The organism is Tardiphaga sp. 285_C5_N1_2, assembly GCF_052076065.1.
Classification (GTDB): Bacteria; Pseudomonadota; Alphaproteobacteria; order Rhizobiales; family Xanthobacteraceae; genus Tardiphaga; species Tardiphaga robiniae.
Map to the genome: position 1 here is coordinate 2,314,831 of NZ_CP197241.1, position 24,340 is coordinate 2,339,170.

Consider the following 24,340-nt stretch of genomic DNA (forward strand, 5'->3'; position numbering starts at 1 on the left):
ACCTGACCGCCGTTTGAAACGCGGCGGTCATCTCCCTGCGGTGATGACCTCTCCGCACAACTCGCCGTCAGCAGCACCATTTCCAAATGAAACTGCGGCATCGAGGTCGAATTCGGAGAGCGGGACGGGCCGACCGAACAGAAAGCCCTGGACGAGGTCCACGCCTGCAGCCTGCAGATATTCAAATTGCTCTTCGGTCTCGACACCCTCGGCCGTCGTTGCGATGCCAAGACCACGGGCCAGCGCAAGCACCGAGGACACTACCGCTGCGCAATCGCGGCGATTGGGAGCGCCTTGTGCGAAGGATTTGTCGATCTTGATCCTGTCGAACGGGAAATTGGTCAAATAACTCGCCGTTGAATAACCAGTGCCAAAATCATCGAGCGCTATGGAGATGCCGAGATTCTTCAGCTGCCGTATCGTCCCCAGATGCGCCGTCGCGTTCTCAAGAAGAGCCGTCTCCGTAATTTCCAACTCCAGCCGTTCAGGCGAAAGACCCGTCTCCATCAGAGTATCCAGCATGACGTCGAGCAGCTTTCCCTTACTGACTTGAACCGCAGAGATGTTGACCATGATCTTGAGGTGAGCCGGCCACGACGCTGCATCCGTGCAAGCCTGGTGCAGGATCCACTCGCCAAGAGGAAGGATCAGCCCCGTCGCTTCCGCGAGCGGAATAAATTGATCGGGAGCGACGAGCCCTTTCGACGGATGCCGCCAGCGGACCAGCGCCTCGGCGCCGCGGATCTGCCGTGTCTTGGCGTCAACCACCGGCTGATAGTGCACTTCGAATTCATTTCGCGCGATCGCGTCCCGCAGTTCGTTTGCCAATATCTTCTGCGAGTGGGCAGCCTCAATCATTTCGGACTGGAACAGGCGGAAATCGTTTCGCCCGCCCGTCTTGGCGTCGTAGAGCGCGAGATCTGCTTTTCTCAACAGGTCCTCGGGATCGACGCCCTGTTCCGGAGCGAGGGCAATTCCAATGCTGATCCCGATGCTGGCCTGGTGGCCGTTGAGATCAAATGGCTGAGCAATGGCATCGATGATCCTGAGGGCAAGCACGATTGCACCCTCCTGCGGATTGGGGCCGCCGTCCTGGATGATCGCAAACTCGTCACCGCCAAGGCGGGCCACCACATCGGTTTCGCGAGTCGACGATTTCAGTCGTTGTGCGAACTCAACAAGCAAACGATCCCCAGCGGGATGTCCCAGCGTGTCGTTAACGGTCTTGAATCTATCGAGGTCGAGCATGACCACGGCAAAGCCATCGTCATGGCGGCTAAGACGCTGGCTCGCCTCCTCAAGTTTCTCGGTAAACAGTGTTCGGTTCGCAAGTCCCGTGAGCGCATCGTGACGCGCCAGGTGAACGATCTCGGCCTCTGCGCGCCGCCGTTCGGTGATGTCTTCGTGCGTTGCAACCCAACCGCCGTCCTTCATCGGCTGTCGGGTGACGAGCATCAATCGCCCATCCGCAAATTCATCGACCCTGGCCGAGCTTGAATCGGTCGAGTGCTGGCCCAATTCAGCTATCTTTTTCCTGATGGCTGGTTCGCTCGTCCCGCCCTTGAGAATGCCACGGGAGACGCGATCGGCGATGATAGCCTCATGAGGCGTCCCGACTTTCAACAAAGCCGCAGGCAACTGGTATAGTTCCGCATAACGATCATTCCAGACAACGAGCCGTTTCGCTCCGTCGAACATGCAGAGACCCTGCGACATGTTGCTCAGCGCAATGTCGAAGCGTTCGTTGGTCTGCTCCAGCTCCACGGCTTTCGTGGCCAGCAACTGCTCCCTGTGTTTTTGCGCCGTGACATCTTCATGAGTCGCCAGCCACCCTTCGGTCGGCATCAGATGGCGCGTCATCGAAATGAGGCGCCCGTCGACAAGCTCCTGGACCTCTTTCTCCAGTTTCAGTTTGGCGTCGACAAGGACATCCGCAGCCATTTCGCAATTTGTTCTCTTCGCCCGGCGATATTCAATGATTTGCCGCAGCGTAGTCCCTGGCTTCACCTGTTCCTCGCTGAGGTGATAGATTTCCGCATAGCGCGCATTTGAAAGAATGATCCTCTGCTCACCATCAAATAGCGAAAGACCCTGCGACATGTTGTTCATCGCGGCGTCGAAGCGCATGTTGATCCGCTCGAGTTCAGCAGCTTTATCAGTCAACAAGCGCTGTGCGCGTTTCTGCTCGGTGATGTCTTCATGGGTTGCGACCCATCCGCCATCCGCAATCGACCTGCGTTGAATTAAAATCACGCGACCGTCGGCAGTCATAAAAATCTGTCTTTGCTTCGTCGGAATCTCCTGAACATCCCCCTCGATGGACAAATCGTGCTTTCCGCGATCTTTGAGGGCCTGCAGCATGAGAGACAAAGGTGTTCCGGGCCTGACGAGTTCTTCCGGGAAACCGTACATCTCGCGGAAGCGGCCATTCGAAACCACCAGATTCTTGTTCGCGTCAAACAGGCAGAGCCCTAGCGACATGTTGCTCAAGGCAGCATCGAACTGCATGTTCGTTCGTTCCAGAATCCTAGTTTTCACGGCAAGACTATTCGTCTGGCGCAAAATCCTAAACGTGCCGAACAAGATGACGGCAACGATCATGGCGACGAGCGGGCCCACCATGTAAAGGTGCTGGCGCCATGGTCCCAGCACCTCACTGCGGGCGTATGTGATGACCAAGACCAGCGGCAGTCCGGGCACAGCCTTGTACCCCGCGAGGCGCGCGATGCCGTCGATAACGCCTATCGTCTCGTAGGTGCCCGCTTCCGATTTTGGCAGATATTCGGAGACGAGCGGGCTATCCGCGAAAGATTTTCCGATGGCTCCTTTTCTCGCGGGCTCTCGCGCAAGAACCCGCCCCGTGCCCGCGCGATGCAGCAACAGCACGGATCCGCCCTTGCCGACATCGATCGCGCGATAGACCTGCGTGAAATGTGTCGGGTCGAGCGGCGCAGTTACGACCCCTGCAAAGCTGCCGTCGGCGTTGCTTAACCGGCGCGAGGCCGCCGTCAACCATTTGTCGGTGACAGCCGAGGGATAGGGGGGCGCAATAAACAGCCGGCCGTCGGCCTGATCGCGTTGAGCGGTGAAGTGCAACATGTCGGAGATGTTGCTTCGCGGCGGCGTGCGATCGTAGGAATGCGCAAGAAGGTTACCGGCTGCATCTGTCCAGCCGACGGCAACGACGATCGATGAGGCCTTCTTGAGAAGACGCAAGGCGGTATTGGCGGCTTCGGGCGTTGCATACTTTCCCGAAAGGTTATCTTCGCGAATTCTCTCGGCTTCGAGCAGTGTTCGATCGATCCCCTCAAAGGTCAGCGCCGTGTGTTCGGCGAGAATCTCGGCGATGTTCAGTGCTGCCTTTCTTGCCTCAGAGAGCGCCGCATGATGGCGCGCCTGCAGATCCACCAAAAACACAACGATGATCGACGTCGCAAAGAAGACGCCGAGCACCACCAATGAAAATCCTGGCAGCCGGGCCAGTCTTCCATAGAACGCGCGCATGAAGCGTCCAGTAGTCGTTACAAATGAAACAAATGAAATTCCGGATTTCAGCGTGGATGACGAACCTTAATAATAGGTTGGAAATATTGGCATTACTGTAGGCGGCGAGGCAAAGCATTATGTTGCACTGCGCACGTCGGAATGCGGCTTCGCGAGATACTAATACCTGTTGCTGGTTGATCGCCTTCTATGAACGTCAGTCGCGCGTACTTGTAAGTAATAGATACAACTTTAAACAGCGCTGGTTCCCAATGGCCTGCCGTTTGGGAATCTCCTGTTGGCGCTTTTCGGACCCGAGACGATGTCCTGTTTGAGCCTGCAATTCGCGGGGATAGCGGACATACTTACCGCGACTTGTGAGTACACGCCCTAGATCAGCGCCATGCCCGACAGCACCATGCTTACGCCCGCCAGAAGCATGATCCCGTCCATGACCAGGCGGAACGTCTCGACGCTCAGTTTCAGTACGTAGCGTTTGGCGATGAACGCGCCGGCCATCAGCGAGGCGCCGGCGATCAGGCCTTTCACAAGCACGTCGAGATCGAGCGCGCCAAACCGCTGGAAGGTGACAGACTTGCTGAGATACAGGCCGAGCGAACTCGCGGCTTCGGTGGCGAGGAAGGCGCCCTTGGCGAGGCCGTAAAACAGAAACAGCGGCACGCTGAGTGGGCCGCTGGAGACGACGATGCCGGTGAGATAGCCAATGATCGCGCCGCCAAGCGCGAGTTGCCACAGGCTGATGGTGAAGGAGCGCCGCGCCAGCCAGTGGCGCAGCGGCACCATGGCAATGAAGAACAGTCCGATGGTGAGATCGACCACATGCGACGGCAGCACCAGCAGCGTGCGTGCGCCCAGGGCTGCAGCTGGAATGCCGGTGAGCGAATAGGCGGCGGTGGCGCGCCAGTCGACCTCGCGCCACCAGGCGAGGATGCGCGACAGGTTGGCCATCACGGCGGCGACGGCCATGATCGGCACGGCTTCCTTCGGGCCGAACTGCCACACCAGCACCGGCATCAGCATGATCGATGAGCCGGTGCCGACGATCCCGGAAATGGTGCCGGCGATCAGGCCGACTGTGCAGACGAAGATGAAGTTCAAGGCGCGACTCTCCAAGCGCGGGACGTTACAAGAGCGCTCCAGTCGTGTAGGTGCAACCGATCCGATGGAAGAGGGCGATGCCAGTCACAAGAATTGTCACCGGAGAATGGGCGCGGGGCCGCGAGATCGAGGTCATCGAGGCCGTGCAGTCGGCGATGCTGGCAGCGCTCAAAATTCCGGACTGGGACCGCGACGTCACGGTGGACACCTATAGCGAGACGCAGCGCATCGTGCCGACCGGGCGCTCGCAGCGTTTCACGCGGGTCGAGATAACGATGTTCGCCGGCCGCTCCATCGAGACCAAGCGCAGCCTCTACAAGACGCTCGTGCAGAATCTTGCGGCGCTCGGCGTTCCGGAACTCGAGATCAAGATTGTCCTGAACGAGCAGCCTTTGGAGAACTGGGGCATGCGCGGCGGCCTGCCAGCCTCCGAGATCGAACTTAGCTTCAAAGTGGACGTCTAGGACGTCGCGGCGGTGCCGTCGCCACCCTTGTAGACCCGCAGGTAGCGCCGGCCGAGGCTGGTCAGCACCTCATAGGCGATGGTGCCGTAGTGATGCGCGAGTTCGTCGACAGTGATGCCGTCGCCGATCAGCGTTGCCAGATGGCCACGGCGGGCAGCGTTGTGGGGCAGGTCGGTGATATCCACCGCGAGCAGATCCATGGAGATACGGCCGGCGATCTGGCAGCGCTGGCCGGCGATGATGACCTCGGCGCCGCGGGTGCCGTCGCTGCTGCCGGCAGCGCGGAAGTAGCCGTCGGCATAGCCAGCCGCGATGATCGCAAGTCTGGTCGGACGACGCGCGGTCCAGGTGGCGCCGTAGCCGACGCTGTCACCGCGCTCGACGCTGCGGGTCTGCAGGATGCGCACCTTGAGATCGACCACGGGTGCCATCGGATTGTCGGCTTCCGGCGTCGGATTGACGCCGTAGAGCGCTGCGCCCGGACGCATCAGATCGAACTGATAGGCCGCGCCGAGATAGATGCCTGACGAATTCGCGAGGGATGCAGGCACGCCGGAGAACAGCGAGGACGCCTCGCGGAAACTGGAATATTGCCGGGCGTTCATCGGATTATGCAGTTGTTCGGCGCAGGCGAGATGGCTCATCACCAGCGTGAAGCCGTGATCGCCCGAGCCGAGGCGCGGGATCAGGCCCTGGACGTCAACCAGGCCGAGGCCGAGCCGGTTCATGCCGGTGTCGATATGCACCGCCGCGCCGCCCTTCCAGCCTGTGCGGCGGCAGAACATGTCCCATTCGGCGAGTTCGTTGAGATCGCCGATCACCGGCTGCACATTGATGGCGGCCAGCGCATCGCCGGAATTCGGCGGGAAACCGTTCAGCAGATAGATCGCCGCATCCCGTGCAGCGGCGCGCGCGGCACGGGCTTCGTCGAAGGTCGCGACAAAGAAGGTCTTGCAGCCCGCCTTCGCCAGCGCGCGCACCACGGGGGTGATGCCGCAGCCATAGGCGTCTGCTTTCACCGCCGCGCCGCATTCGGCGGGCACGCCATGCTTTTCGAGCTTGCGCCAATTGGCGACGATGGCGTCGAGATCGATGGTCAGGCTGCCGCTGGCGTCTGCGGGCAACTCCATGTCGGCGGGAGTTGTTGGTTTTGGGTCGGAGACGCTGTTCATCGAAATGTCCTGGCACAGGGATCGTGTGATGGGGTCACACGATCGAATTTTGCGCCGCACAATATGCGCGCGTCAGAGACGGTTCAACCGCACGCACGTCACTCCTGCGGGGCGCGGAACTGGGCGCCACCGGCGAGATCGCTGAAGCGGGTGAACTGGCCTTCGAACTGCAGGTCGACGGTGCCTGTGGGGCCGTGACGCTGCTTGGCGATGATGACTTCGGCCTTGCCGTGCGCAAGATCCATCTCGAGCTGCCATTTCTCGTGTTCGGGAGTGCCGAGTCGCGGCTCCTTGGCCTGCAGATAGTATTCCTCGCGATACACGAAGACCACCACGTCGGCGTCCTGCTCGATCGATCCGGATTCACGCAAGTCGGACAGCTGCGGATGCTTGTCTTCACGATTTTCGACCTGACGCGAGAGCTGCGACAGCGCGACTACCGGGCAGTTCAATTCCTTCGCCAGCGCCTTGAGGCTGGTGGTGATCTCGGTGACTTCCTGCACGCGGTTGTCGGAGCGCTTGCCCGAGCCCTGCAGCAGCTGGATGTAGTCCACCATGATGACGTCGAGGCCCTTTTGCCGCTTCAGGCGGCGGGCGCGGGCGGTGAGCTGCGAGATCGACAGGCCGCCGGTTTCGTCGACGTAAAGCGGCAGGTTCTGCAGCTTGATGGTGTAGTCGCGGATCTTGTCGAATTCGGCTTGGGTGATGCCGCCGCGGCGGATCGCGCTGGAGGAAATCTCGGTCTGCTCTGCTAGAATACGCGTGGCGAGCTGTTCGGCCGACATTTCGCACGAGAAGAAGCCGACGACGCCGCCATTGATGGTCTTCATGCTGCCGTCGGGCTGCACTTCGGACTGATAGGCGGCGGCGATGTTGTAGGCGATGTTGGTGGCGAGCGAGGTCTTGCCCATGCCGGGACGTCCGGCGAGCACGATCAAGTCGGAGCGTTGCAATCCGCCCATGCGGGCGTCGAGGTCGCGCAATCCGCTGGAGATGCCCGAAAGCTTGCCGTCGCGCTGATAGGCGTTGGCCGCCATGTCGAGCGCGGTGGTCATCGCCTGGGAGAAGCGCTGGAAGCCGCCGTCATAGCGGCCGGCTTCGGCCAGCTCATACAGCCGGCGCTCGGCATCCTCGATCTGGGCGCGGGGAGCGAAGTCCACCGGCGCGTCATAGGCGACGTTGACCATGTCCTCGCCGACATTGATCAGCTGGCGGCGGATCGCCAGTTCATAGATCGTGCGGCCGTAATCCTGCGCATTGATGATGGTGGTGGCTTCGGCGGCGAGGCGGGCGAGATATTGGCCCACGGTCATGCCGCCGAGATCCGTGTCGGTCGGCAGGAAGGTCTTCAGCGTCACGGGTGTGGCGATCTTGCCGGCGCGCACGATGGCAGCGGCCGTTTCGAAGATCGTCTGGTGGATCGGCTCGAAGAAATGCTCGGCCTTGAGGAAGTCCGAGACCCGGTAGAAGGCGTCGTTATTGACCAGGATCGCGCCCAGCACGCCCTGTTCCGCCTCGATATTGTGCGGCGCCGACCGATAGGCCGGGGTGCCCGCCTCGGGGGTGAGCTTGAGAACGTTCGAATCGAATGCGGCCATGGTCTCTATTGGGTCTTCCGAATTGGGCGGATGAACGGCGTGGTCACGCGGGCGTCGGCGACTAAGCGCCTGACGGTCTCCGAGTGGAAGGACGAAGCGGCCTTATGCACGATTCACACATCAAGGCGGGGGAATTCCGGCCGGTGGCGCGCATTGCGCTTGACGCTTCCACCGCAGCAAGGGGAGGGATCTGAATCATTGCTTAAGGAACCCGGAAAAATTGCGCCCCGCGCCTGAACCGGATGGCGATCTCTCGCACTTATAAGAGAGCCAGCGGCTGGCAGGCACGGCAATGCCGGAACCCCGCGGGGAGCCGGGCGTTGGCTTCAAAACGAATAAGAGGCGAAGGATAGATCCATGAGCCAGCGTCACCAGCATCCCGATGCCGGAACTCAGGCTGCCGGAACCGACGGTTCTGCGTGGTTGTCCACGCTGATCGACACGTTCGAGCGCACCGCGCAGCTTGAAAATGTCCCATGCGATACGAAAGCGCTCTCCGCCGCCAAAGCGCGCCTCCAGCGCCCCGCCATTCTGCGGCCACGGCCTGTCTTGCGCCGCCGGCATGCGACGCTCCTATTCCAGCACTAAACCAGCCTATTCGCCGGCAATCTGCAGACGCGGTTGCTGGCTACGTTCCCTGGCTCGAAGCCGAGCTTCCTCCTGCCCGATATAATCGCGCGTGAACGGCACAACGTCCTGACGTTTGGTGAGCTGGATCTGGAAGTTCATCACGTTCTGCATACGGAACGACATTTCCGACGCCGCCAGATAGAACTCCCACATCCGCGCAAAGCGCTCGTCATAGAGCCGCACGGCTTCCTCGCGTCGTGCCATGAAGCGCTCGCGCCATGCCTTGAGCGTCTCGGCATAATGCAGCCGCAGGATTTCGATGTCCGAGACCAGTAACCCGGCCCGTTCGATCGCCGGGAGAACTTCCGACAAAGCGGGGATGTAGCCGCCGGGGAAAATGTACTTGGCGACCCATGGATTGGTGATACCGGGTCCCTCAGGGCGGCCGATGGAGTGCAGCACCATGACGCCGTACTCGGTCAGGAGTTCTGCGCACCGCTTGAAGTAGGTGTCGTAATGGTCGACGCCGACATGTTCGAACATGCCGACGGAGACGATGCGGTGGAATGGACCGGGGATGTCGCGATAGTCCTCGAGCAGGAATTTTGCGCGGTCTTTGAGGTTTTTCTCGCCGGCCCGGGCATTGGCGACCTGCAGCTGTTCGGTGGACAGCGTAACGCCGGTGACATTGGCACCGGTCATCTCTGCCAGATAGAGCCCAAGCCCGCCCCAGCCGGAGCCGATGTCGAGTACGCGTTGGCCTTTTTCGATGAGCATCTTGGCCGCGAGGTGGCGCTTCTTGGCGAGTTGGGCGTCGTCCAGGGTCGCGTCCGGTCCTTCGAAATAGGCACAGCTATATTGCTTGTCGGCATCCAGAAACAATGAGTAGAGTCGGGCGTCCAGATCGTAGTGATGGGCAACGTTGTTGCGGGAGCGCGTGCGGGGATTGAACTGCTGGGCGTGGCGCAGGACGTAGCGGAGCCACCATTGCAGCTTGGCCCAGCGGGGCGCCATGTCGGGCTGGTTCAGGGCGATGGCGAGCAGGTCGGCAATGGTGCCACGCTCCATAACGAGGAGCCCGTCCATGAATATCTCGCCGAGTGCCAGTTCGGGATCGAGAAGTAGTCGGCGTTGGGCGGCTTTGGTGACGAAGCGGGCAGAGACGGGAGGCCCGGAGCCATCACCGAAGGTAAACTGTTGGCCGGAGGCCGTGGTGAAGGTTATTGCCCCTCGGCGAATGTACTGACTCAGGAAGAATCGCAACAGACGGTCCATCGAAATCACCCCAATGATCCGATCACGCGCAAACTGAAGCAACAGCGTAACTTCCCGCCGTGCACGAGATCAACTGTCTCCCTAGCTCTTGTGTAGAAGATAGTAGCGGTGCACCGCCTGTGCCAATGCGCACGCTGCAATGCCGCTATCCCGATTGTTCCGATCACATCGTTGCGATATGTCGATGCTTCCATTCACGTCACAATCGGATACAAGGTGATCCGCGTGATTAAGCTAGCCACATCAGGAGATTGAAATGTTGAGCCGAGCGCTCAGTTTAGCGACGGTGATGCTCCTGATTAGCTTCGCGGCAGTCCCGGCACAGGCCCAAAACCTCGAAGCCGGAAAGTCACCCTCCCAGATTTTCGCGGGCGGCTGTGCCGTCTGCCATAAAAGTCCGCGCGGGCTGCTGAAGACGGTGGCACCCGGTCAGTTGCCGGCCTTCCTGCGCCAGCACTACACCACAAGTACAGATATGGCGGCGTCCATGGCCGCTTATGTCGTGTCCAACGGGGCGGCCGACCGCCGTCCTGCCGGGGATAACCTGACGCGTCAGGGCCGTGAACTCACGACCGAGCAGAAGCCGGCCCCGGCCGATGCCAAGCCCGGTGCTGCGCCGCCGTCCGAGGCTCCGCCGCCGGGACGCCGGCTACGTCCGCAGGAGGCCGCCAAGCCCGATGCCGATGTTGCACCAGCTCAGGCCGAGCCCGGCACGCGCCAGGGCCGCAATGCCCGGCGACAGGCGCGCCCGGCGACAGACAATCCCGAAGCGAAGCCCGATGCGGCCAAGCCCGTAGACGCACAGTCGCCGGCTGCCGCCGAAGCAGAGCGTCCCGCGCAGAAGCAAAAGCTCGGTAAGAAGGGGCGCCGTCATCAGGAAGAGCCGCCGAAGGCCGAACCTGTGAAGGACGAGCCCAAGGTCGAACCCAAGACTGAGCCGAAGGCTGAACCCAAGTCTGAGCCACGGCCTGAGCCGGCCAAGACCGAGCCTGCGAAGCCCGCTGAAGAGAGCAAGCCTGAGGCGAAGCCCGAAGCCAAGCCTGAGACGCCGGCACTTCGTCCAGATCCCGTTCCGTCGGTCACGCCGGCTCCGAAGGCGCCTGAAGGGGAAAGCCGTCCGGCACCGGCAGCCCCTGCGTCTCCGCCCGCAGCAACGCCGGCCCCGGCACCTGTGGCTCCAACGCCTCCGCCAGCCGCAGCTCCGCCGCCAGCGGTCGCGCCTCCCGCAACTCCGCCAGTGCCCGCGCCGACTCCTGTGGCCCCGGCTCCAGCTGCGCCTTCGCCGGCACCGGCCGCGCCGCCACCACCGCCTCCGGCGTCGGCTGCACCACCGGCGCCTCCGGCCTCGTCAGGCTCGCCGGTGCCGCCGATCTCGCAGTAGTAGATCAGCCGTTTGAGTGACGATACAAAAAAGCCCGGCCAATCTGGCCGGGCTTTTCTCGTTTGAGCAGAAGCTCCGAGGTCCGTGACTTAGCCGTTGTCTTCTTCGGCGTTGCCCTGTGCGTCCGGATCGAAGAACTCGCCGGCGGCGGCGAGTGCTTCGGCGGCTGCGTCCTGATCTTCCTGACGGCTCGAGATGTCTTCGCCGCGGTTGATGCGCTCGGCTTCGTCGGCCGAACGGGCAACGGTGACGCTGACGCTGACTTCGACTTCCGGATGCACGGCGATCGAGATCTTGTGCTGGCCGATGGTCTTGATCGGCGCGTCGAGCAGCACCTGGCTGCGGGCGAAGGTGACGCCGTCAGCCTCGAAGGTGGCGATGATGTCGCGCACCGACACCGAACCGAACAGCTGACCGGTTTCCGACGCCTGACGGATGATGACGACGTTGCGGCCGTCGATCTTCTCGGCAACCGTGGTGGCTTCCGCCTTGGCCTTGATGTTGTTGGCTTCGAGGTCAGCCTTCATGCCGTCGTACTTGGCGCGGTTGTCGGCGGTGGCGCGCAGCGCCTTGCCACGCTTCAGTAGAAAGTTGCGGCCGTAGCCGTCCTTGACGCGGACGACTTCGCCCATCTGGCCGAGCTTAGCAACGCGTTCGAGCAAAATGACTTCCATGATCGTTCTCCTTTAAGTGGTGAGCAGGTGTTGAGTTGAGGTGAGTTGGTCAGGCCACCGTCGAAGAAGGCGGCTTGCGTGCGAGAAAACGTTGGCGAAATCCGAAGAAGGCATCGGCGAGGCCGAGGCCAACCATGGTGAGGATGGGCCAGCCGAGGACGAGCACCATGGCGTAGGTCAGGCCCAGCACCATCACGCGGCTTTTCATGCCCATGGTCAGCGTATGCAGCGCGGCGAAGCCGGTGAGGGCATAGGCCATCATCAGCGCCGAGGTGACGATCTGCGAAAAGATGCCGACGATGCCGCCCATGAAGGACAGCGCGATGGCCAGACACAGCGCGACCATCGTCATCGGCGGCAGTGCTGCGGATTTCAGCTCAGGCCACGGCCGATTCAGTCGGCCCGATGTCACGATGATGCGGCCGGCGAGCCAGAGATTGAGCGTCAGCGTCATGATCGCGACGATGGCGGCGGCTGCCGGAGCGATCGTCACCAGCGCATTGATGACCTGTTCGGAGTCGCTAGCGCCGCCGCGCGATCCCAGGATGCGGGTCAGAGCGCGGCGCAGCGCCGAGACGATAGTGTCGCCATCGGTGCCGAGCGTCAGCAGCGCGCCCATGGTTGTGAATGCGGCGAAACCCGCTGTCCACAGCAGCATACGGCCGACCGGATACCATTCGACCACGGGTGGTGTCGCGGCCGCGCCATTCACGCCAGGCACTTCTGCAGTCACTGGACGGCCGAGCAATGCGAGATGGCCGAGCCACCAGGCGGGCAGGGCCACGGTGAAGACGAAGGCGGCGAGATAGGGCATGCCGAACAGCAGGCCGAGCGAGGTGCCGGCTGCGATGCCGCCGATGGCAGCAGTCACCGGACCCCAGCCGAGAGCGGCCACCATCAAGGGCAGCGGCGCGAGATAGAACAGCAAAAGGGAAATCAACGCGCCCGAAATGATCGAGGCGAACATCAGCGCTGAGGCAGCGCCGGCGGCAAACGCGATGAGAAGACTTGCGATCATCAGCTGTCCCGCCCCCTTTGAGCGGTTAGAGGCACTTGCCCCAACCATCGGCGACCGGACGACCCGGAAGCCTTATGAGAAATAGAAGCGACCGGCGGCACGAGGCCGCCGGTCGAAAACCGCCTTAGCGGATAACGTAGGGCAGCAGACCGAGGAAACGCGAGCGCTTGATGGCGCGGGCGAGTTCACGCTGCTTCTTGGCGGAGACGGCCGTGATGCGGCTCGGCACGATCTTGCCGCGCTCGGAAACGTAACGCATCAGCAGCTTGGAATCCTTGTAGTCGATCTTCGGCGCGTTCGGACCCGTGAACGGGCAGGTCTTGCGACGGCGGAAAAACGGACGACGTGCACCAGCTTCAGCCATTATTCTTACTCCTCAACCGATGCTGCTTCGTCGTCGCGCGGACGACGCGGACCACGATCACCACGGAAGCCACCGCCTTCACGGTCGCCACGGAAACCGCCGCCTTCGCGGTCGCCACGGAAGCCACCGCCACGGTCGTCGCGTTCACGATCGCGATCAGCCTTGCGCATCATGGCGCTCGGGCCTTCCTCGTGCTCTTCGACACGGACGGTCAGATAACGAATGACGTCTTCGCTGATCCGCTCCTGGCGCTCGATCTCGGTGACCGCCGCGGACGGGGCATCGAGGTTCATCAGCACGAAGTGCGCCTTGCGATTCTTGTTCATGCGATAGGTCAGGGAGCGCACGCCCCAGTTTTCCATCTTCACGACCTTGCCGCCGAGACCTTCGACGATGCCGGTCATCTGGGTGGTGAGGTCTTCGACCTGCTGTGCGCTCGCATCCTGACGTGCGAGAAATACATGCTCATAAAGAGGCATGGCTGTCCTTTCCAAGGTTAGCGCGTTTCCCGGCGGCAAGCCCTTCGAACCCTTATGGAAAGGACTCGATATTGCTCAGAAGGCGGGAGCACGGGACGACGGACCAACTGGCCCTATCGCAACAAACCTGTGTGTGATTTTGCTGTGACCGTCCGTTCAGCTCCCGGCCGGGATCTGCGGATCGGGGCCTTATACGGATTTTCCCAGTAATGGCAAGCGAAACGGGGGCCAAATGAGCGGATTCCGGGAGCGGGCGGGAACCCGGATCGTGGTGCATCCTGGGCGCTGCGGCTTGACATTCCCCGTCGTGCCAGTGTCTTACGGCGCACGTTTGAACGAGTTTAAGCCAAAAAACATGACGGGGCGTCAATGACCGCAGCATTTACCTTTCCGGGGCAGGGTTCCCAGGCGGTCGGCATGGGCAAGGCGCTCGCGGATGCATTTCCCGCCGCCAGGGCCGTGTTCGACGAGGTCGATTCGGCGCTCAACGAGAAGCTCACGGGAATCATCTGGGATGGCCCGGCCGAGACGCTGCAATTGACCGAAAACGCCCAGCCCGCGCTGATGGCGGTGTCGCTGGCGACCATGCGGGTGCTTGAGGCCGAGGCCGGCATCTCGCTGGCCAGGGACGCTGCTTTTGTGGCCGGCCACTCGCTCGGCGAATATTCGGCGCTGGCAGCGGCCGGAAGCCTCTCAGTCACGGATGCGGCCCGCCTGCTGCGGACCCGCGGTCTGGCCATGCAGAAGGCCGTGCCGGTGGGTGTCGGCGCCATGGCGGCATTGCTCGGCCTCGATTACGAGACCGCCGTGGCCGTGGCTGAAGAAGCTGCACAGGGCGAAGTGTGCCACGCCGCCAACGACAATGGCGGCGGTCAGGTGGTGGTGTCCGGCAACAAGGCTGCGGTCGAACGCGCGCTGGAGATCGCCAAGACGAAGGGCGCCAAGCGTGCGATGTTGCTGCCGGTGTCGGCGCCGTTCCATTGCAGCCTGATGCAGCCCGCCGCCGACGTGATGGCGGAGGCGCTGGCCAAGGTCACGATCAACAAGCCGGTGGTGCCGCTGGTGTCCAACGTGCTGGCCGCGCCGATCTCGGATCCCGATGAAATCCGCCGCCGCCTGGTCGAGCAGGTCACCGGCACCGTGCGCTGGCGCGAATGCGTATCCTATATGGCAGGCCAGGGCGTGACGCGTTTCCTAGAGGTCGGCTCCGGCAAGGTGCTGAGCGGACTTGTCAAACGCATTGCCGAAGGCGCCGTCGGCGTCGCCGTCGGCGGACCCAATGACATTGCCGCCGCCAAGGATGCGCTCGCAGCAGCGCGTTCGGCGTAAGCGGCCAGAGGAGAAGACAAGATGTTCGATTTGACAGGCAAGACCGCGCTGGTGACCGGCGCGACCGGCGGCATCGGCGAAGCCATCGCCACAGCTCTGCATGCTCAGGGCGCGACGGTGGCGCTGTCCGGAACGCGCAAGGCGGTTCTCGAAACGCTGGCCGCGAAGCTCGGCGATCGCACGCATGTGCTGCCGTGCAATCTTTCCAACACCGCTGAGGTCGAAGAGTTGGTGCCGTCAGCCGAGAAAGCCATGGGCCAGCTCGACATCCTCGTCAGCAATGCCGGGATCACCCGCGATAATCTGTTCGTCCAGTTGAAGGACGAAGACTGGGATGACGTAATCAACGTCAATCTGACCGCGACCTTCCGCCTCGCACGCGCCGCAACCAAGCTGATGATGCGCAAGCGCTTCGGCCGCATCATCGCCATCACTTCGGTGGTCGGCGTCACTGGAAATCCCGGGCAGGGGAATTACACCGCAGCGAAAGCCGGCCTGATCGGCATGATGAAAACGCTGGGGGCGGAATACGCCAAGCGCAACGTGACGGCCAATTGCATTGCACCCGGTTTCATCGCAACGCCGATGACCGATGTGCTGAACGACAAGCAGCGCGAAACGATTCTGACCAAGGTGCCGGCAGGGCGTCTCGGCTCGCCGGAAGATATTGCGGCAGCTGCGGTCTATCTGAGCTCAAATGAGGCGGCTTACGTCACCGGACAGACGATTCATGTCAATGGCGGCATGGCGATGATCTAAGCGTCGGGGGAACCCCAACGTCGTGATTTAATTGAGGTTTGGACAGTCACCGGGCTATGTGGCCAAGCCAAACGAAGTATGGTAACCGAACCTCCAACGGTGGGGCAAAGAAGGCCATTGCAGGAATTTGAAACCCTGTATATTGGCGGGGACGAGCCTGCCGTTTTCGCGAGGCTCCGTCCGGGACGACGGGGTCAATCCAGAGACGCGCAACTGCGCAAGGTTTAACGAGTTAAACGCTCCACGATGGCTCGTATCGTCTGCGGACGGGCCCAATGTAACAAGCACGAGGTTGATATGAGCGAGATTGGCGAGCGAGTGAAGAAGATCGTGGTTGAACACCTTGGTGTTGAACCCGAGAAGGTGGTCGATGCCGCGAGCTTCATCGATGATCTCGGCGCTGACAGCCTCGACACGGTCGAGCTCGTGATGGCGTTCGAAGAAGAGTTCGGCTGCGAAATTCCGGACGATGCCGCCGAGACGATTCTGACCGTCGGCGACGCAACCAAGTTTCTCGAGAAGAACGCAAAGAGCTGACACCTTCGCGCGACACATTTTGAAGCCGGCCGGATCGCGTTTGTGCGATCCACCGGCTTCTTGCTGTGACGCGTAGGCATTGCTCAAAGGCATTGGCTCAAGGATGGGCCATGGAGGTACGACAATGAGGCGGGTGGTCGTCACAGGCCTTGGCATGGTGTCGCCACTTGGCTGCGGCGTCGAGCCGACCTGGAAGCGCATCCTCAACGGTGAGAGCGGCGCAAAGCGGATCGATACATTCGATGTATCTGATCTCACCAGCCAGATCGCCTGTGTGATTCCACGCGGCGACGGCACGGGCGGTACCTTCAATCCCGACCAGTGGATGGAGCCGAAAGACCAGCGCAAGGTCGACGACTTCATCATCTATGCGATGTGCGCCGCCAAGCAGGCGCTCGACGATGCCAACTGGCACCCCGACAATGAAGACGATCGCTGCGCCACCGGCGTGATGATCGGCTCCGGCATCGGCGGTCTGTCCGGCATTGCCGATACCGCATTGCTTCTGAAAGAGCGCGGCCCGCGCAAAGTGTCGCCGTTCTTCATTCCCGGCCGCCTGATCAATCTCGCTTCGGGATATGTCTCGATCGAGCACGGCCTTAAAGGCCCCAATCACTCCGTCGTCACCGCATGTTCGACCGGCGCACATGCGATCGGCGATGCCGGCCGTCTGATCGCGCTCGGCGACGCCGATGTCATGGTCGCCGGCGGTACCGAGTCGCCAATCAGCCGTTTGGCGATGGCCGGCTTCGCGGCAGCGCGCGCGCTGTCGACCAATTTCAACGAAGCGCCGGAGAAAGCGTCGCGGCCCTACGATAGGGATCGCGATGGTTTCGTCATGGGCGAGGGCGCCGGGGTCGTGGTGCTCGAAGAGTACGAGCACGCCAAAGCGCGCGGCGCACGCATCTATGCCGAGATCATCGGCTACGGTATGTCGGGCGATGCCTATCACATCACCTCACCGACGCCCGATGGCGATGGTGCGTTCCGCAGCATGAACGCTGCGATGAAGCGCGCCGGCATTGCCGCGGCCGACATCGACTACATCAATGCGCACGGCACCTCGACGCCACTCGGCGACGAGATCGAACTCGGCGCGGTTCAGCGCCTGCTCGGCAATGCCGCGTCAAAAGTGTCGATGTCATCGACGAAGTCCTCGATCGGCCACCTGCTCGGTGCGGCTGGTGCGGTCGAGGCCATCTTCTGTGTGCTTGCGATTCGGGATAACATCGCGCCGCCGACGATCAATCTCGACAATCCGTCGGTGGAAACTGCGATCGATCTCGTCGCATTGACCCCGCGCAAGCGCGAGATCAACATTGCCTTGTCGAATTCATTCGGTTTCGGCGGTACTAATGCGTCCGTGATCCTACAGCGCGTGGCTGGTTAGAGAACCTCCACCGTTTCGCCGTATTCCGCGCTAATTCCTACACTGGGCGTATGTTATTGACGGGGATCGTGTTTGTCCCCGTCACGATTGAACCGACAGGATCAGGTACTATCGATGAGTGAGAGGCCGCCCATTTCGCCGAGGAGTCCGCGTGCCGCGCTGGAGCCGGAGCAGGTTCCGCCGCCGCCGAAGCGTTCTGATCATGCGCGTAATCCGCTCGTGGTTGCCGGTAATGCCATCATCACCATCATTATCGTCGCCATGCTCGGTGCTGGCGGCGCGTATGTCTATGGTCGCCAGGCGCTGGAAGCGCCGGGGCCGCTGCAGGAAGAGAAGGTCGTCAATATCCCCGCGCGTGCGGGCAAAGGCGACATCGCCGAAGCGTTGCTGCGCGAAGGCGTGATCTCAGCCAATCGCTGGGTTTTCATCGGCGCCGTGTTTGCGTTGAAGGCCAGCTCGGAACTGAAGCCCGGCGAATATCTGTTCCAGAAGAACGCCAATCTGCGCGATGTCATCGGCACCATCGTCGAAGGCAAGGTCGTGCAACACTCCATCACGATTCCCGAGGGCCTGACCTCCGAGCAGATCGTCGCGCGTTTGACCGATAGCGACATCTTCACCGGCTCGATCCGTGAAATGCCGCGCGAAGGCACGTTGTTGCCCGAGACCTACAAATTCCCCCGTGGCACGCCGCGCGACCAGGTGATCCAGCGCATGCAGCAATTGCAGAAGCGCGTGCTGGCCGAAGTCTGGGAACGCCGTAACGCCGACATTCCGGCGAAGACGCCGGAACAACTGGTGACGCTCGCCTCGATCGTCGAGAAGGAAACCGGCCGCGCTGACGAGCGCAGCCGCGTGGCCGCCGTGTTCGCCAACCGTCTGCGCCAGAAGATGAAGCTGCAGTCGGATCCGACGATCATCTATGGCATCGTCGGCGGCAAGGGCACATTGGGACGTCCGATCAAGCGCAGCGAGATCCAGCAGCCGTCGCCCTACAATACCTATGTGGTGGAAGGCCTGCCGCCGGGCCCGATCGCCAATCCTGGCCGTGCGTCGCTTGAGGCGACTGCCAATCCGGCACGCACCCGCGACCTGTTCTTCGTTGCCGATGGCACCGGCGGTCACGCCTTTACCGAAACCTACGACGCGCACCAGAAGAACGTCAGCAAGCTGCGCGCGCTCGAGAAGGCCGTCCAGAACGACGCTGTCGAGCCGCCGGAAGAGGCTGCTGCTGCGCCTACCGGAGCGGCGACGGATCCTGCCGCCGCGACGGGTACAAGTCCGGTCAGGCCTGCCGCACCGGCCAAGCAGCGTGCCCGTACGGCTCCTGCGCCAGCCGCGCCGGCCCGTCAGGGCGCTGCGCAGTCGACGGGTACACCGCCGGTTGTCCAGCAATAGGCCGTACCACCAAGCCCTGCGCTGGCTTCTGCTTCGAATTCCCCTTGGCCTGAAAAGGCCCTAACCTGAGCCGGTTCGCGCCTTGCGAATCTTACTCGTATTCTTTGGAGACGTTCCGCGATGGCGTTGTCGAGCATGACCGGCTTTGCGCGAAGCCACGGCACCAGCGGGCCTTACAGCTTCGAGTGGGAGTTGAAATCCGTCAACGCCAAGGGCTTCGACCTGCGCTTCCGGATGCCCCCGGGTTTCGACGAAGTCGAGGCGGTCGCCCGCAAGCGCGCCACTGAAGTGCTGTCACGCGGCACGGTTTACGCGAACCTCACCGTTAAGCGCAGCAATGCGGCTTCGACCGTGCGGATCAACGAAGAGGTGCTGAATTCGGTGCTGCGTATTGCCGCCGAATTGGCCAGCAAGATCGACGCCGTCGCGCCGAGCGTCGATGGCCTGATGAATATCAAGGGCGTCATCGAAGTGGTCGAGCCCGAGGCTGACGAGGCCGAGGACAAGGCGGCGAAGGCTGCCGTGGCCGCCGCATTCGAAGAAGCGCTGACTGCGCTGGTCGCGATGCGTAAGCGTGAGGGTATGACGCTTGGTGACATCCTGTCCCAGCGTCTGAACGAGATCGAGGCATTGTCGCAGAAGGCCGAGGCCGCACCGGGCCGGAAGCCGGAAGCCATTCGTGCACGGCTTGCCGAACAGATCGCGACGTTGCTCGAGGCGTCGGATCGTTTCGATAGTGATCGGCTGAATCAGGAAGCGTTGATGATGGCGACCAAGGCCGACATCCGCGAAGAACTCGACCGCATCGCGTCGCACATTTCGCAGTCGCGCGAAATGATCAAGAAGGGCGGTCCCGTGGGGCGGCGGCTGGATTTCCTGTCGCAGGAGTTCAATCGCGAGGTCAACACCTGCTGCTCGAAATCCAACGATCTGGAATTGACCAGCACCGGCCTCGAGATGAAGAACGTGGTCGAGCAATTCCGTGAACAGGTACAAAATCTGGAGTGACCATGTCCGGAGGCAGCCGAAATTCTCAAGAAGCTGGCTTTGACGGAGTCGAACGGCGCGGGCTGATGTTCGTGCTGTCATCGCCATCCGGTGCCGGCAAGACAACGCTGACGCGGCTGCTGATCGACCGGATGCCGGGGCTGCAACTGTCGGTCTCGGCCACGACGCGCCCGATGCGGCCTGGCGAGGTTGACGGCAAGGACTACATCTTCGTCGACAAACCGCGCTTCGAAAAAATGGCCAAGGGCAATGAATTGCTCGAATGGGCCACGGTGTTCGACAACCGCTACGGCACGCCACGTGCACCGGTGGAAGCCGCGCTCTCAGCCGGCAATGACGTGCTGTTCGATATTGACTGGCAGGGTACGCAGCAACTGCGTGAGAAAGCCCGGGCCGACGTCGTCAGCGTTTTCATCCTGCCGCCCTCGGCGGCTGATCTCGAAAAGCGACTTCATACCCGCGCGCAGGATTCCGACGAAGTGATCCGCGGGCGCATGAGCCGTGCCAGCCACGAGATGAGCCACTGGGCTGAATACGACTATATTGTCATCAACCACAATGTGGAGGAGGCCTATAGCGAGGTGCAGTCGATTCTCAAGGCCGAGCGCCTGAAGCGCGAACGCCGCACCGGGCTGACATCTTTCGTGCGCGGATTGCAGCAAGAACTCGAAGGCTAATACCATGCAGGCATTGTTCTGGAATGAGCGCACGCAGCAGCTCAGCGATGGCGCACGGGTGTTCGATCCGCTGGCGCTCACGTGGCGTGATGATGCCGTGGAGCAGGGTGGAGAAGCTGTGACGGCTTCCGAGGCGTTGCTGCGGCTCGCAGCAACGCGCAAGCTGCGCCGTGTGCCCATCGGCATCATCGGGCCGCGAGACGCGACACAAGCGCAATACGATCTCGCCGAACAGATGGGCGTGGCATTGGCGCGCCATGGCCTGCAACTGTTGTGCGGCGGCAAGAACGGCGTGATGGAAGCTGCGTGCAAGGGCCACGCGCAGGAAGGCGGCATGCCCGTCGGCCTGTTGCCCGATGAGGAGTGGCACGCAGCCAATCCCTATGTTGCGATCCCCATCGCAACGGGCATCGGCCCTGCACGGAATGCCATCATCGCGCGCGCATGTCTCGTGCTGGTCGCAATCGGCGGGGGCGTCGGGACACTCTCGGAGATGGCGCTGGGACTACAGTTCAATCGTCTGGTGCTGGCGATGGCCGATGCGCCAGAGGTGAATACGGTCGAGCGCGTCGCCGATATCGACGGCGTCATCGCTCGCATCGCAGCACGCCTTCTCGCAAATGCATAACTTTGCCGCTCTGTCATAAAACTGATATGCCGCCGTTATACTGAGGCGCAGACTTCAGCATCACATTTGACAGGGGACATGGCTCGTGCCGTTCGTCGCGATCGCCTATCTGATTTTTCTCGCGGCGCCAGTCCTGTTGTTGTTCGTCGGCTCTTTTGGAGAAGTCTGGAGCGGGACGCTTCTGCCGTCAGGCTTCACCTGGCGCTGGTATCAGGAAGTCGCCGGTGATCCGAGCTTTCGCCGCGCTTTCATCACCAGCCTGAAGATCGTCGCGACCACCTGCATTCTCAACATCCTGATTGGACTCCCGCTCGCTTACGCCATTCATGCCGGCGCGCGGGGTGGTGTGCGGCTCGCGGCGCGGATCGTCACGCTGATGCCGATTGCCGTGCCCGAACTGGTTCTCGCTTTCGGTTTCATCCTTGTCTTCTCGTCGGACGCATTGCCGTGGCTCGGCAGTTTCTGGCTATTGGCGGCGGGGCACCTCGTATTGACGCTGCCCTATACGGTGACGGCTCTTGTTGCCGATATGGATCAGCTCGGGCTCGCCGAATATGAGCACGCAGCCGCAACGCTCGGCGCATCGTTTCCGGCACGTATGTGGGACGTCACACTGCCGCAGCTGCATACGAGTCTGCTGTCCTGCATGCTGACAGTGGCAGCGCTTTCGATCGGTGAATTTCAATTATCCAACCTGGTCTCTGGCTTTCTGTCGCGCACCTATCCTGTGGTGCTGTTGCAGGCGTTCTATGGCGCGACGGGCTTTGCCTGCGCGGCCACCGTCGTATTGCTTGGGCTGGCGATGATCGCATCGCTGACCAGCGGGCTGACGGCGCGGGTCACCGGCCGGCGTAAAGTGGGGGCAGGCGCGTGACGCTGCGATACGATCAAGTGAGCTACAGCTATCCCGGCACGAGCACTGGTGTGTTCGACATTGCCCTGGAGATCGGTCGCGGCGAATTGCTGGCAATCATCGGCGCGTCGGGGTCGGGCAAGTCGACGATTTTGAAATTGCTGGCGGGCTTCCTCAAGCCTGACACCGGGCGCATCCTGATCGATGGCAAGGACGTCGGCGCGTCACTGCCCGAGGCGCGTCGTCTGGGTGTCGTGTTTCAGAACTATGCGTTGTTCCCGCATATGCGGCTTTGGGAAAACATCGCCTATCCGCTGAAGGTGCGCGGTATCGCTAAACAGGCTCGGCGCGCGCGTGCCATCGAGATGCTGGGACGTGTCGGCATGGGTAAGCGGGCAGAGGACTATCCAGCGGAATTGTCGGGCGGCCAGCAGCAGCGCGTTGCGCTGGCCCGTGCGCTGGTGTTCGAGCCGCAGGGACTGCTGCTCGACGAGCCGCTGTCGGCGCTCGATGCGGGGTTGCGACTGGAAATGCGCGACGAAATTCTGCGCGTGCAGCGTCAGGCCGGCATTGCGACGCTACTGGTGACGCATGATCAGGAAGAGGCGCTGTCAATTGCCGACAAGGTCGTGATGATGCGCGATGGTCGCATCGTGCAGATCGGCACGCCGCGCGAACTGTACGAGACACCGGCCGATGCAAGTGTCGCGGCCTTTGTCGGTCAATCCAATCTGTGGTCCGGCAGCGTCTCCGGCGATGGCATGGTGACGACGCCGATTGGCGCGCTGGCCTGCGATACGCATGGCAAGAGCCTCGGCACAAAGGTCACCGTCTTCGTACGCCCCGAGCGGGTCGAGCCCATCACGGGTCCGGTCGACGCGAGCAATCCCTGCTGCTTCGCGGGCAGCATGTCGGCCGACCGCTATCTTGGTCCCGTCAGGCGGATCGATATGGCCGTCGCCGGCGGGGCCATCCGTCTCGAAACTCATCTGCGCGGGCCGATCACCGGCGTGACGATCCCGCACGATGCCATCCGCCTTCTTCCCCCGACCTCATAAAGGAGATCGACATGAACCGACGCAAGTTTCTGAGCGGCGTTGCCGCAGTTTCCCTCGCCATTGCCATCAGCCCAACCGCATGGGCCTTCGAAGGTGCCGAACTCTACGCCGGCGAGAAGACGCTGTACGAAGCCGCGCGCAAGGAGGGCCTCGTCGTGTCGTTCGATACCGGACCGACCTGGGCCAACTGGGCCAACCAGTTCAAGGCTTTCCAGAAACGCTATCCCGGCGTCGAGATGGTCTACAATGACCTTGGCTCGGCGGCGACCGTCGTTGCCCTCGACAAGGCGCGCAATCGTCCGCAGGCCGATACGGCCTATTACTTTGCAGCGTCCGCTCTGGACGCAGCCAAGGCCGGCGTCGTCGATGGCTTCAAGCCGGTGAATTTCGACAAGCTCGCCGATCCGCTGCGCGAGGCCGAAGGCCGCTGGTTCACCATCCATACGCTGAGCGTGGCGTTTCTCGTCAACACCAAGCTGGTCAAGACCGTGCCGCAGAGCTGGGCCGATTTGTTGAAGCCCGAATATAAGAACGCCATTGTGTATCAGGATCCGCGCTCGACCGGGCAGGGTCAGGTGGTTGCCTTCGCCGCAGCCTTCGGCAATGGCGGCAGCATGGACAATGTCGCGCCGGGTATCGACTATCTGGGCAAGCTGACCAAGGCCGGCAATGTGCTGCGCACGGTCGGCACCACGCCTTACGCGCAGTTCCTGAAGGGCGAGATCCCGATCTGGATCGGCTACGAGAACGACGGCCTGAAAGCCAAGTTCACCGACGGTCTCGGCGATGGCGTGTCCGTCGTCATTCCGAAGGAAGCGTCGGCAGCCGCGCCATACGCGATCTCGCTGGTGAAGAACGGCCCGAACCCGAATGCCGGCAAGCTCTGGCTCAACTTCATCATGAGCGATGAAGGCCAGAAGATCTTCGCCGAGGGTTATGTGCGTCCGGCTGTGCCCGGTGTCAGCCTGCCGCCGAGCGTTGCCGACAAGATGCCGGCCGCGCCGCAGGTGCAGGCGATGGATATCGCCAAGGCCACCGCGAAGAAGGCGGAGATCGACGCCGGCTGGGCCAAGGCCGTTCTCGGCCAGTAAGCCGAACTCACCAAA

The 24,340-nt window shown here is 62.1% G+C and carries 23 protein-coding genes; 14 read left to right on the forward strand and 9 right to left on the reverse strand.

Annotated features, from left to right (window positions below; genetic code table 11):
* Positions 1 to 27: 27 nt before the first annotated feature.
* Both AB7951_RS11100 and AB7951_RS11105 read right to left on the reverse strand, forming a co-directional pair.
* Entirely contained in the window at positions 28 to 3,504 is a 3,477-nt protein-coding gene (locus AB7951_RS11100) for a PAS-domain containing protein (protein ID WP_120292311.1), read from the reverse strand.
* A gap of 369 nt (positions 3,505 to 3,873) precedes the next feature.
* Positions 3,874 to 4,602, reverse strand: coding sequence for a sulfite exporter TauE/SafE family protein (locus tag AB7951_RS11105; RefSeq protein ID WP_120292313.1), 729 nt, complete (start codon positions 4,600 to 4,602; stop codon positions 3,874 to 3,876).
* Between the two features lie 77 nt (positions 4,603 to 4,679).
* Between AB7951_RS11105 and AB7951_RS11110 the strand changes: the two genes are divergently transcribed.
* The gene (locus AB7951_RS11110; RefSeq protein ID WP_120292315.1) at positions 4,680 to 5,066 is read left to right on the forward strand and encodes a tautomerase family protein; all 387 of its coding nucleotides are present in this window, start codon (positions 4,680 to 4,682) and stop codon (positions 5,064 to 5,066) included.
* Here the strand turns inward: AB7951_RS11110 and alr are convergent.
* Complete coding sequence (gene alr, locus AB7951_RS11115) at positions 5,063 to 6,238, reverse strand: alanine racemase (RefSeq protein ID WP_120292317.1); 1,176 nt, start codon at positions 6,236 to 6,238, stop codon at positions 5,063 to 5,065. The genes AB7951_RS11110 and alr overlap by 4 nt on opposite strands.
* A gap of 98 nt (positions 6,239 to 6,336) precedes the next feature.
* Positions 6,337 to 7,836, reverse strand: coding sequence for a replicative DNA helicase (locus AB7951_RS11120; protein ID WP_068731048.1), 1,500 nt, complete (start codon positions 7,834 to 7,836; stop codon positions 6,337 to 6,339).
* A 357-nt stretch (positions 7,837 to 8,193) separates the two neighbouring features.
* Between AB7951_RS11120 and AB7951_RS11125 the strand changes: the two genes are divergently transcribed.
* Positions 8,194 to 8,424, forward strand: a complete 231-nt coding sequence (locus AB7951_RS11125) for a hypothetical protein (protein WP_120292319.1) — start codon at positions 8,194 to 8,196, stop codon at positions 8,422 to 8,424.
* 6 nt (positions 8,425 to 8,430) lie between these two features.
* Here the strand turns inward: AB7951_RS11125 and AB7951_RS11130 are convergent, their stop codons facing one another.
* On the reverse strand, positions 8,431 to 9,681 hold the full coding sequence (locus tag AB7951_RS11130; protein WP_120292321.1) for an SAM-dependent methyltransferase: 1,251 nt from the start codon (positions 9,679 to 9,681) through the stop codon (positions 8,431 to 8,433).
* A 289-nt stretch (positions 9,682 to 9,970) separates the two neighbouring features.
* On the opposite strand from AB7951_RS11130, the gene AB7951_RS11135 reads away from it, so the two are divergent.
* Positions 9,971 to 11,062 (forward strand): hypothetical protein, encoded by a 1,092-nt coding sequence (locus AB7951_RS11135; protein WP_439067362.1) that lies wholly within the window; start codon positions 9,971 to 9,973, stop codon positions 11,060 to 11,062.
* Between the two features lie 89 nt (positions 11,063 to 11,151).
* On the opposite strand, the gene rplI is transcribed toward AB7951_RS11135, so the two are convergent.
* From rplI to rpsF, 4 genes are all read right to left on the reverse strand, one after another.
* A complete protein-coding gene (gene rplI / locus AB7951_RS11140) occupies positions 11,152 to 11,736 on the reverse strand; it encodes a 50S ribosomal protein L9 (RefSeq protein ID WP_089263933.1) in 585 nt (194 codons plus the stop codon).
* Positions 11,737 to 11,785: 49 nt separating this feature from the next.
* Positions 11,786 to 12,754, reverse strand: a complete 969-nt coding sequence (locus AB7951_RS11145) for a hypothetical protein (protein WP_120292325.1) — start codon at positions 12,752 to 12,754, stop codon at positions 11,786 to 11,788.
* Positions 12,755 to 12,878: 124 nt separating this feature from the next.
* Positions 12,879 to 13,118, reverse strand: coding sequence for a 30S ribosomal protein S18 (gene rpsR, locus AB7951_RS11150; protein WP_002711478.1), 240 nt, complete (start codon positions 13,116 to 13,118; stop codon positions 12,879 to 12,881).
* 5 nt (positions 13,119 to 13,123) lie between these two features.
* Positions 13,124 to 13,597 (reverse strand): 30S ribosomal protein S6, encoded by a 474-nt coding sequence (gene rpsF / locus AB7951_RS11155; protein WP_068731054.1) that lies wholly within the window; start codon positions 13,595 to 13,597, stop codon positions 13,124 to 13,126.
* Between the two features lie 369 nt (positions 13,598 to 13,966).
* On the opposite strand from rpsF, the gene fabD reads away from it, so the two are divergent.
* The 11 genes from fabD to AB7951_RS11210 all read left to right on the forward strand — a co-directional run bounded on the left by fabD (position 13,967) and on the right by AB7951_RS11210 (position 24,325).
* A complete protein-coding gene (fabD, locus tag AB7951_RS11160) occupies positions 13,967 to 14,926 on the forward strand; it encodes an ACP S-malonyltransferase (RefSeq protein ID WP_120292327.1) in 960 nt (319 codons plus the stop codon).
* Between the two features lie 21 nt (positions 14,927 to 14,947).
* On the forward strand, positions 14,948 to 15,685 hold the full coding sequence (gene fabG / locus AB7951_RS11165) for a 3-oxoacyl-[acyl-carrier-protein] reductase (protein ID WP_120292329.1): 738 nt from the start codon (positions 14,948 to 14,950) through the stop codon (positions 15,683 to 15,685).
* 297 nt (positions 15,686 to 15,982) lie between these two features.
* Positions 15,983 to 16,222, forward strand: a complete 240-nt coding sequence (locus AB7951_RS11170) for an acyl carrier protein (RefSeq protein ID WP_006020277.1) — start codon at positions 15,983 to 15,985, stop codon at positions 16,220 to 16,222.
* A 124-nt stretch (positions 16,223 to 16,346) separates the two neighbouring features.
* Positions 16,347 to 17,612 (forward strand): beta-ketoacyl-ACP synthase II, encoded by a 1,266-nt coding sequence (gene fabF, locus AB7951_RS11175; RefSeq protein WP_120292331.1) that lies wholly within the window; start codon positions 16,347 to 16,349, stop codon positions 17,610 to 17,612.
* Between the two features lie 114 nt (positions 17,613 to 17,726).
* Positions 17,727 to 19,010: an endolytic transglycosylase MltG gene (gene mltG / locus AB7951_RS11180; protein WP_120292333.1), complete on the forward strand. Its 1,284-nt coding sequence runs from the start codon at positions 17,727 to 17,729 to the stop codon at positions 19,008 to 19,010.
* A gap of 120 nt (positions 19,011 to 19,130) precedes the next feature.
* Positions 19,131 to 20,018 carry a YicC/YloC family endoribonuclease gene (locus tag AB7951_RS11185; protein WP_120292335.1) on the forward strand — a complete coding sequence of 296 codons (888 nt, stop codon included), beginning with the start codon at positions 19,131 to 19,133 and terminating at the stop codon, positions 20,016 to 20,018.
* Between the two features lie 2 nt (positions 20,019 to 20,020).
* Positions 20,021 to 20,695 carry a guanylate kinase gene (gene gmk / locus AB7951_RS11190; RefSeq protein WP_093758293.1) on the forward strand — a complete coding sequence of 225 codons (675 nt, stop codon included), beginning with the start codon at positions 20,021 to 20,023 and terminating at the stop codon, positions 20,693 to 20,695.
* Between the two features lie 4 nt (positions 20,696 to 20,699).
* Positions 20,700 to 21,323: a TIGR00725 family protein gene (locus AB7951_RS11195; protein ID WP_120292337.1), complete on the forward strand. Its 624-nt coding sequence runs from the start codon at positions 20,700 to 20,702 to the stop codon at positions 21,321 to 21,323.
* 85 nt (positions 21,324 to 21,408) lie between these two features.
* Positions 21,409 to 22,197 (forward strand): ABC transporter permease, encoded by a 789-nt coding sequence (locus AB7951_RS11200; RefSeq protein WP_089263942.1) that lies wholly within the window; start codon positions 21,409 to 21,411, stop codon positions 22,195 to 22,197.
* Entirely contained in the window at positions 22,194 to 23,234 is a 1,041-nt protein-coding gene (locus tag AB7951_RS11205; RefSeq protein ID WP_120292339.1) for an ABC transporter ATP-binding protein, read from the forward strand. The genes AB7951_RS11200 and AB7951_RS11205 overlap by 4 nt, the downstream gene beginning before the upstream one ends.
* 11 nt (positions 23,235 to 23,245) lie before the next feature.
* A complete protein-coding gene (locus tag AB7951_RS11210; protein WP_120292341.1) occupies positions 23,246 to 24,325 on the forward strand; it encodes an extracellular solute-binding protein in 1,080 nt (359 codons plus the stop codon).
* Positions 24,326 to 24,340 lie beyond the last annotated feature (15 nt).

Bases quoted from the DNA above. Each gene is read 5' to 3' on its own strand.
- AB7951_RS11135 (WP_439067362.1), top strand. From the start codon at position 9,971: ATGCTCCTGATTAGCTTCGCGGCAGTCCCGGCACAGGCCCAAAACCTC.
- fabG (WP_120292329.1), top strand. From the start codon at position 14,948: ATGTTCGATTTGACAGGCAAGACCGCGCTGGTGACCGGCGCGACCGGC.
- rplI (WP_089263933.1), bottom strand. From the start codon at position 11,736: ATGGAAGTCATTTTGCTCGAACGCGTTGCTAAGCTCGGCCAGATGGGC.
- AB7951_RS11125 (WP_120292319.1), top strand. From the start codon at position 8,194: ATGAGCCAGCGTCACCAGCATCCCGATGCCGGAACTCAGGCTGCCGGA.
- alr (WP_120292317.1), bottom strand. From the start codon at position 6,238: ATGAACAGCGTCTCCGACCCAAAACCAACAACTCCCGCCGACATGGAG.
- AB7951_RS11195 (WP_120292337.1), top strand. From the start codon at position 20,700: ATGCAGGCATTGTTCTGGAATGAGCGCACGCAGCAGCTCAGCGATGGC.
- AB7951_RS11185 (WP_120292335.1), top strand. From the start codon at position 19,131: ATGGCGTTGTCGAGCATGACCGGCTTTGCGCGAAGCCACGGCACCAGC.
- AB7951_RS11170 (WP_006020277.1), top strand. From the start codon at position 15,983: ATGAGCGAGATTGGCGAGCGAGTGAAGAAGATCGTGGTTGAACACCTT.
- AB7951_RS11145 (WP_120292325.1), bottom strand. From the start codon at position 12,754: ATGATCGCAAGTCTTCTCATCGCGTTTGCCGCCGGCGCTGCCTCAGCG.
- mltG (WP_120292333.1), top strand. From the start codon at position 17,727: ATGAGTGAGAGGCCGCCCATTTCGCCGAGGAGTCCGCGTGCCGCGCTG.
- AB7951_RS11100 (WP_120292311.1), bottom strand. From the start codon at position 3,504: ATGCGCGCGTTCTATGGAAGACTGGCCCGGCTGCCAGGATTTTCATTG.
- gmk (WP_093758293.1), top strand. From the start codon at position 20,021: ATGTCCGGAGGCAGCCGAAATTCTCAAGAAGCTGGCTTTGACGGAGTC.
- rpsR (WP_002711478.1), bottom strand. From the start codon at position 13,118: ATGGCTGAAGCTGGTGCACGTCGTCCGTTTTTCCGCCGTCGCAAGACC.
- fabF (WP_120292331.1), top strand. From the start codon at position 16,347: ATGAGGCGGGTGGTCGTCACAGGCCTTGGCATGGTGTCGCCACTTGGC.
- fabD (WP_120292327.1), top strand. From the start codon at position 13,967: ATGACCGCAGCATTTACCTTTCCGGGGCAGGGTTCCCAGGCGGTCGGC.
- AB7951_RS11130 (WP_120292321.1), bottom strand. From the start codon at position 9,681: ATGGACCGTCTGTTGCGATTCTTCCTGAGTCAGTACATTCGCCGAGGG.
- AB7951_RS11120 (WP_068731048.1), bottom strand. From the start codon at position 7,836: ATGGCCGCATTCGATTCGAACGTTCTCAAGCTCACCCCCGAGGCGGGC.
- AB7951_RS11210 (WP_120292341.1), top strand. From the start codon at position 23,246: ATGAACCGACGCAAGTTTCTGAGCGGCGTTGCCGCAGTTTCCCTCGCC.
- rpsF (WP_068731054.1), bottom strand. From the start codon at position 13,597: ATGCCTCTTTATGAGCATGTATTTCTCGCACGTCAGGATGCGAGCGCA.
- AB7951_RS11110 (WP_120292315.1), top strand. From the start codon at position 4,680: ATGCCAGTCACAAGAATTGTCACCGGAGAATGGGCGCGGGGCCGCGAG.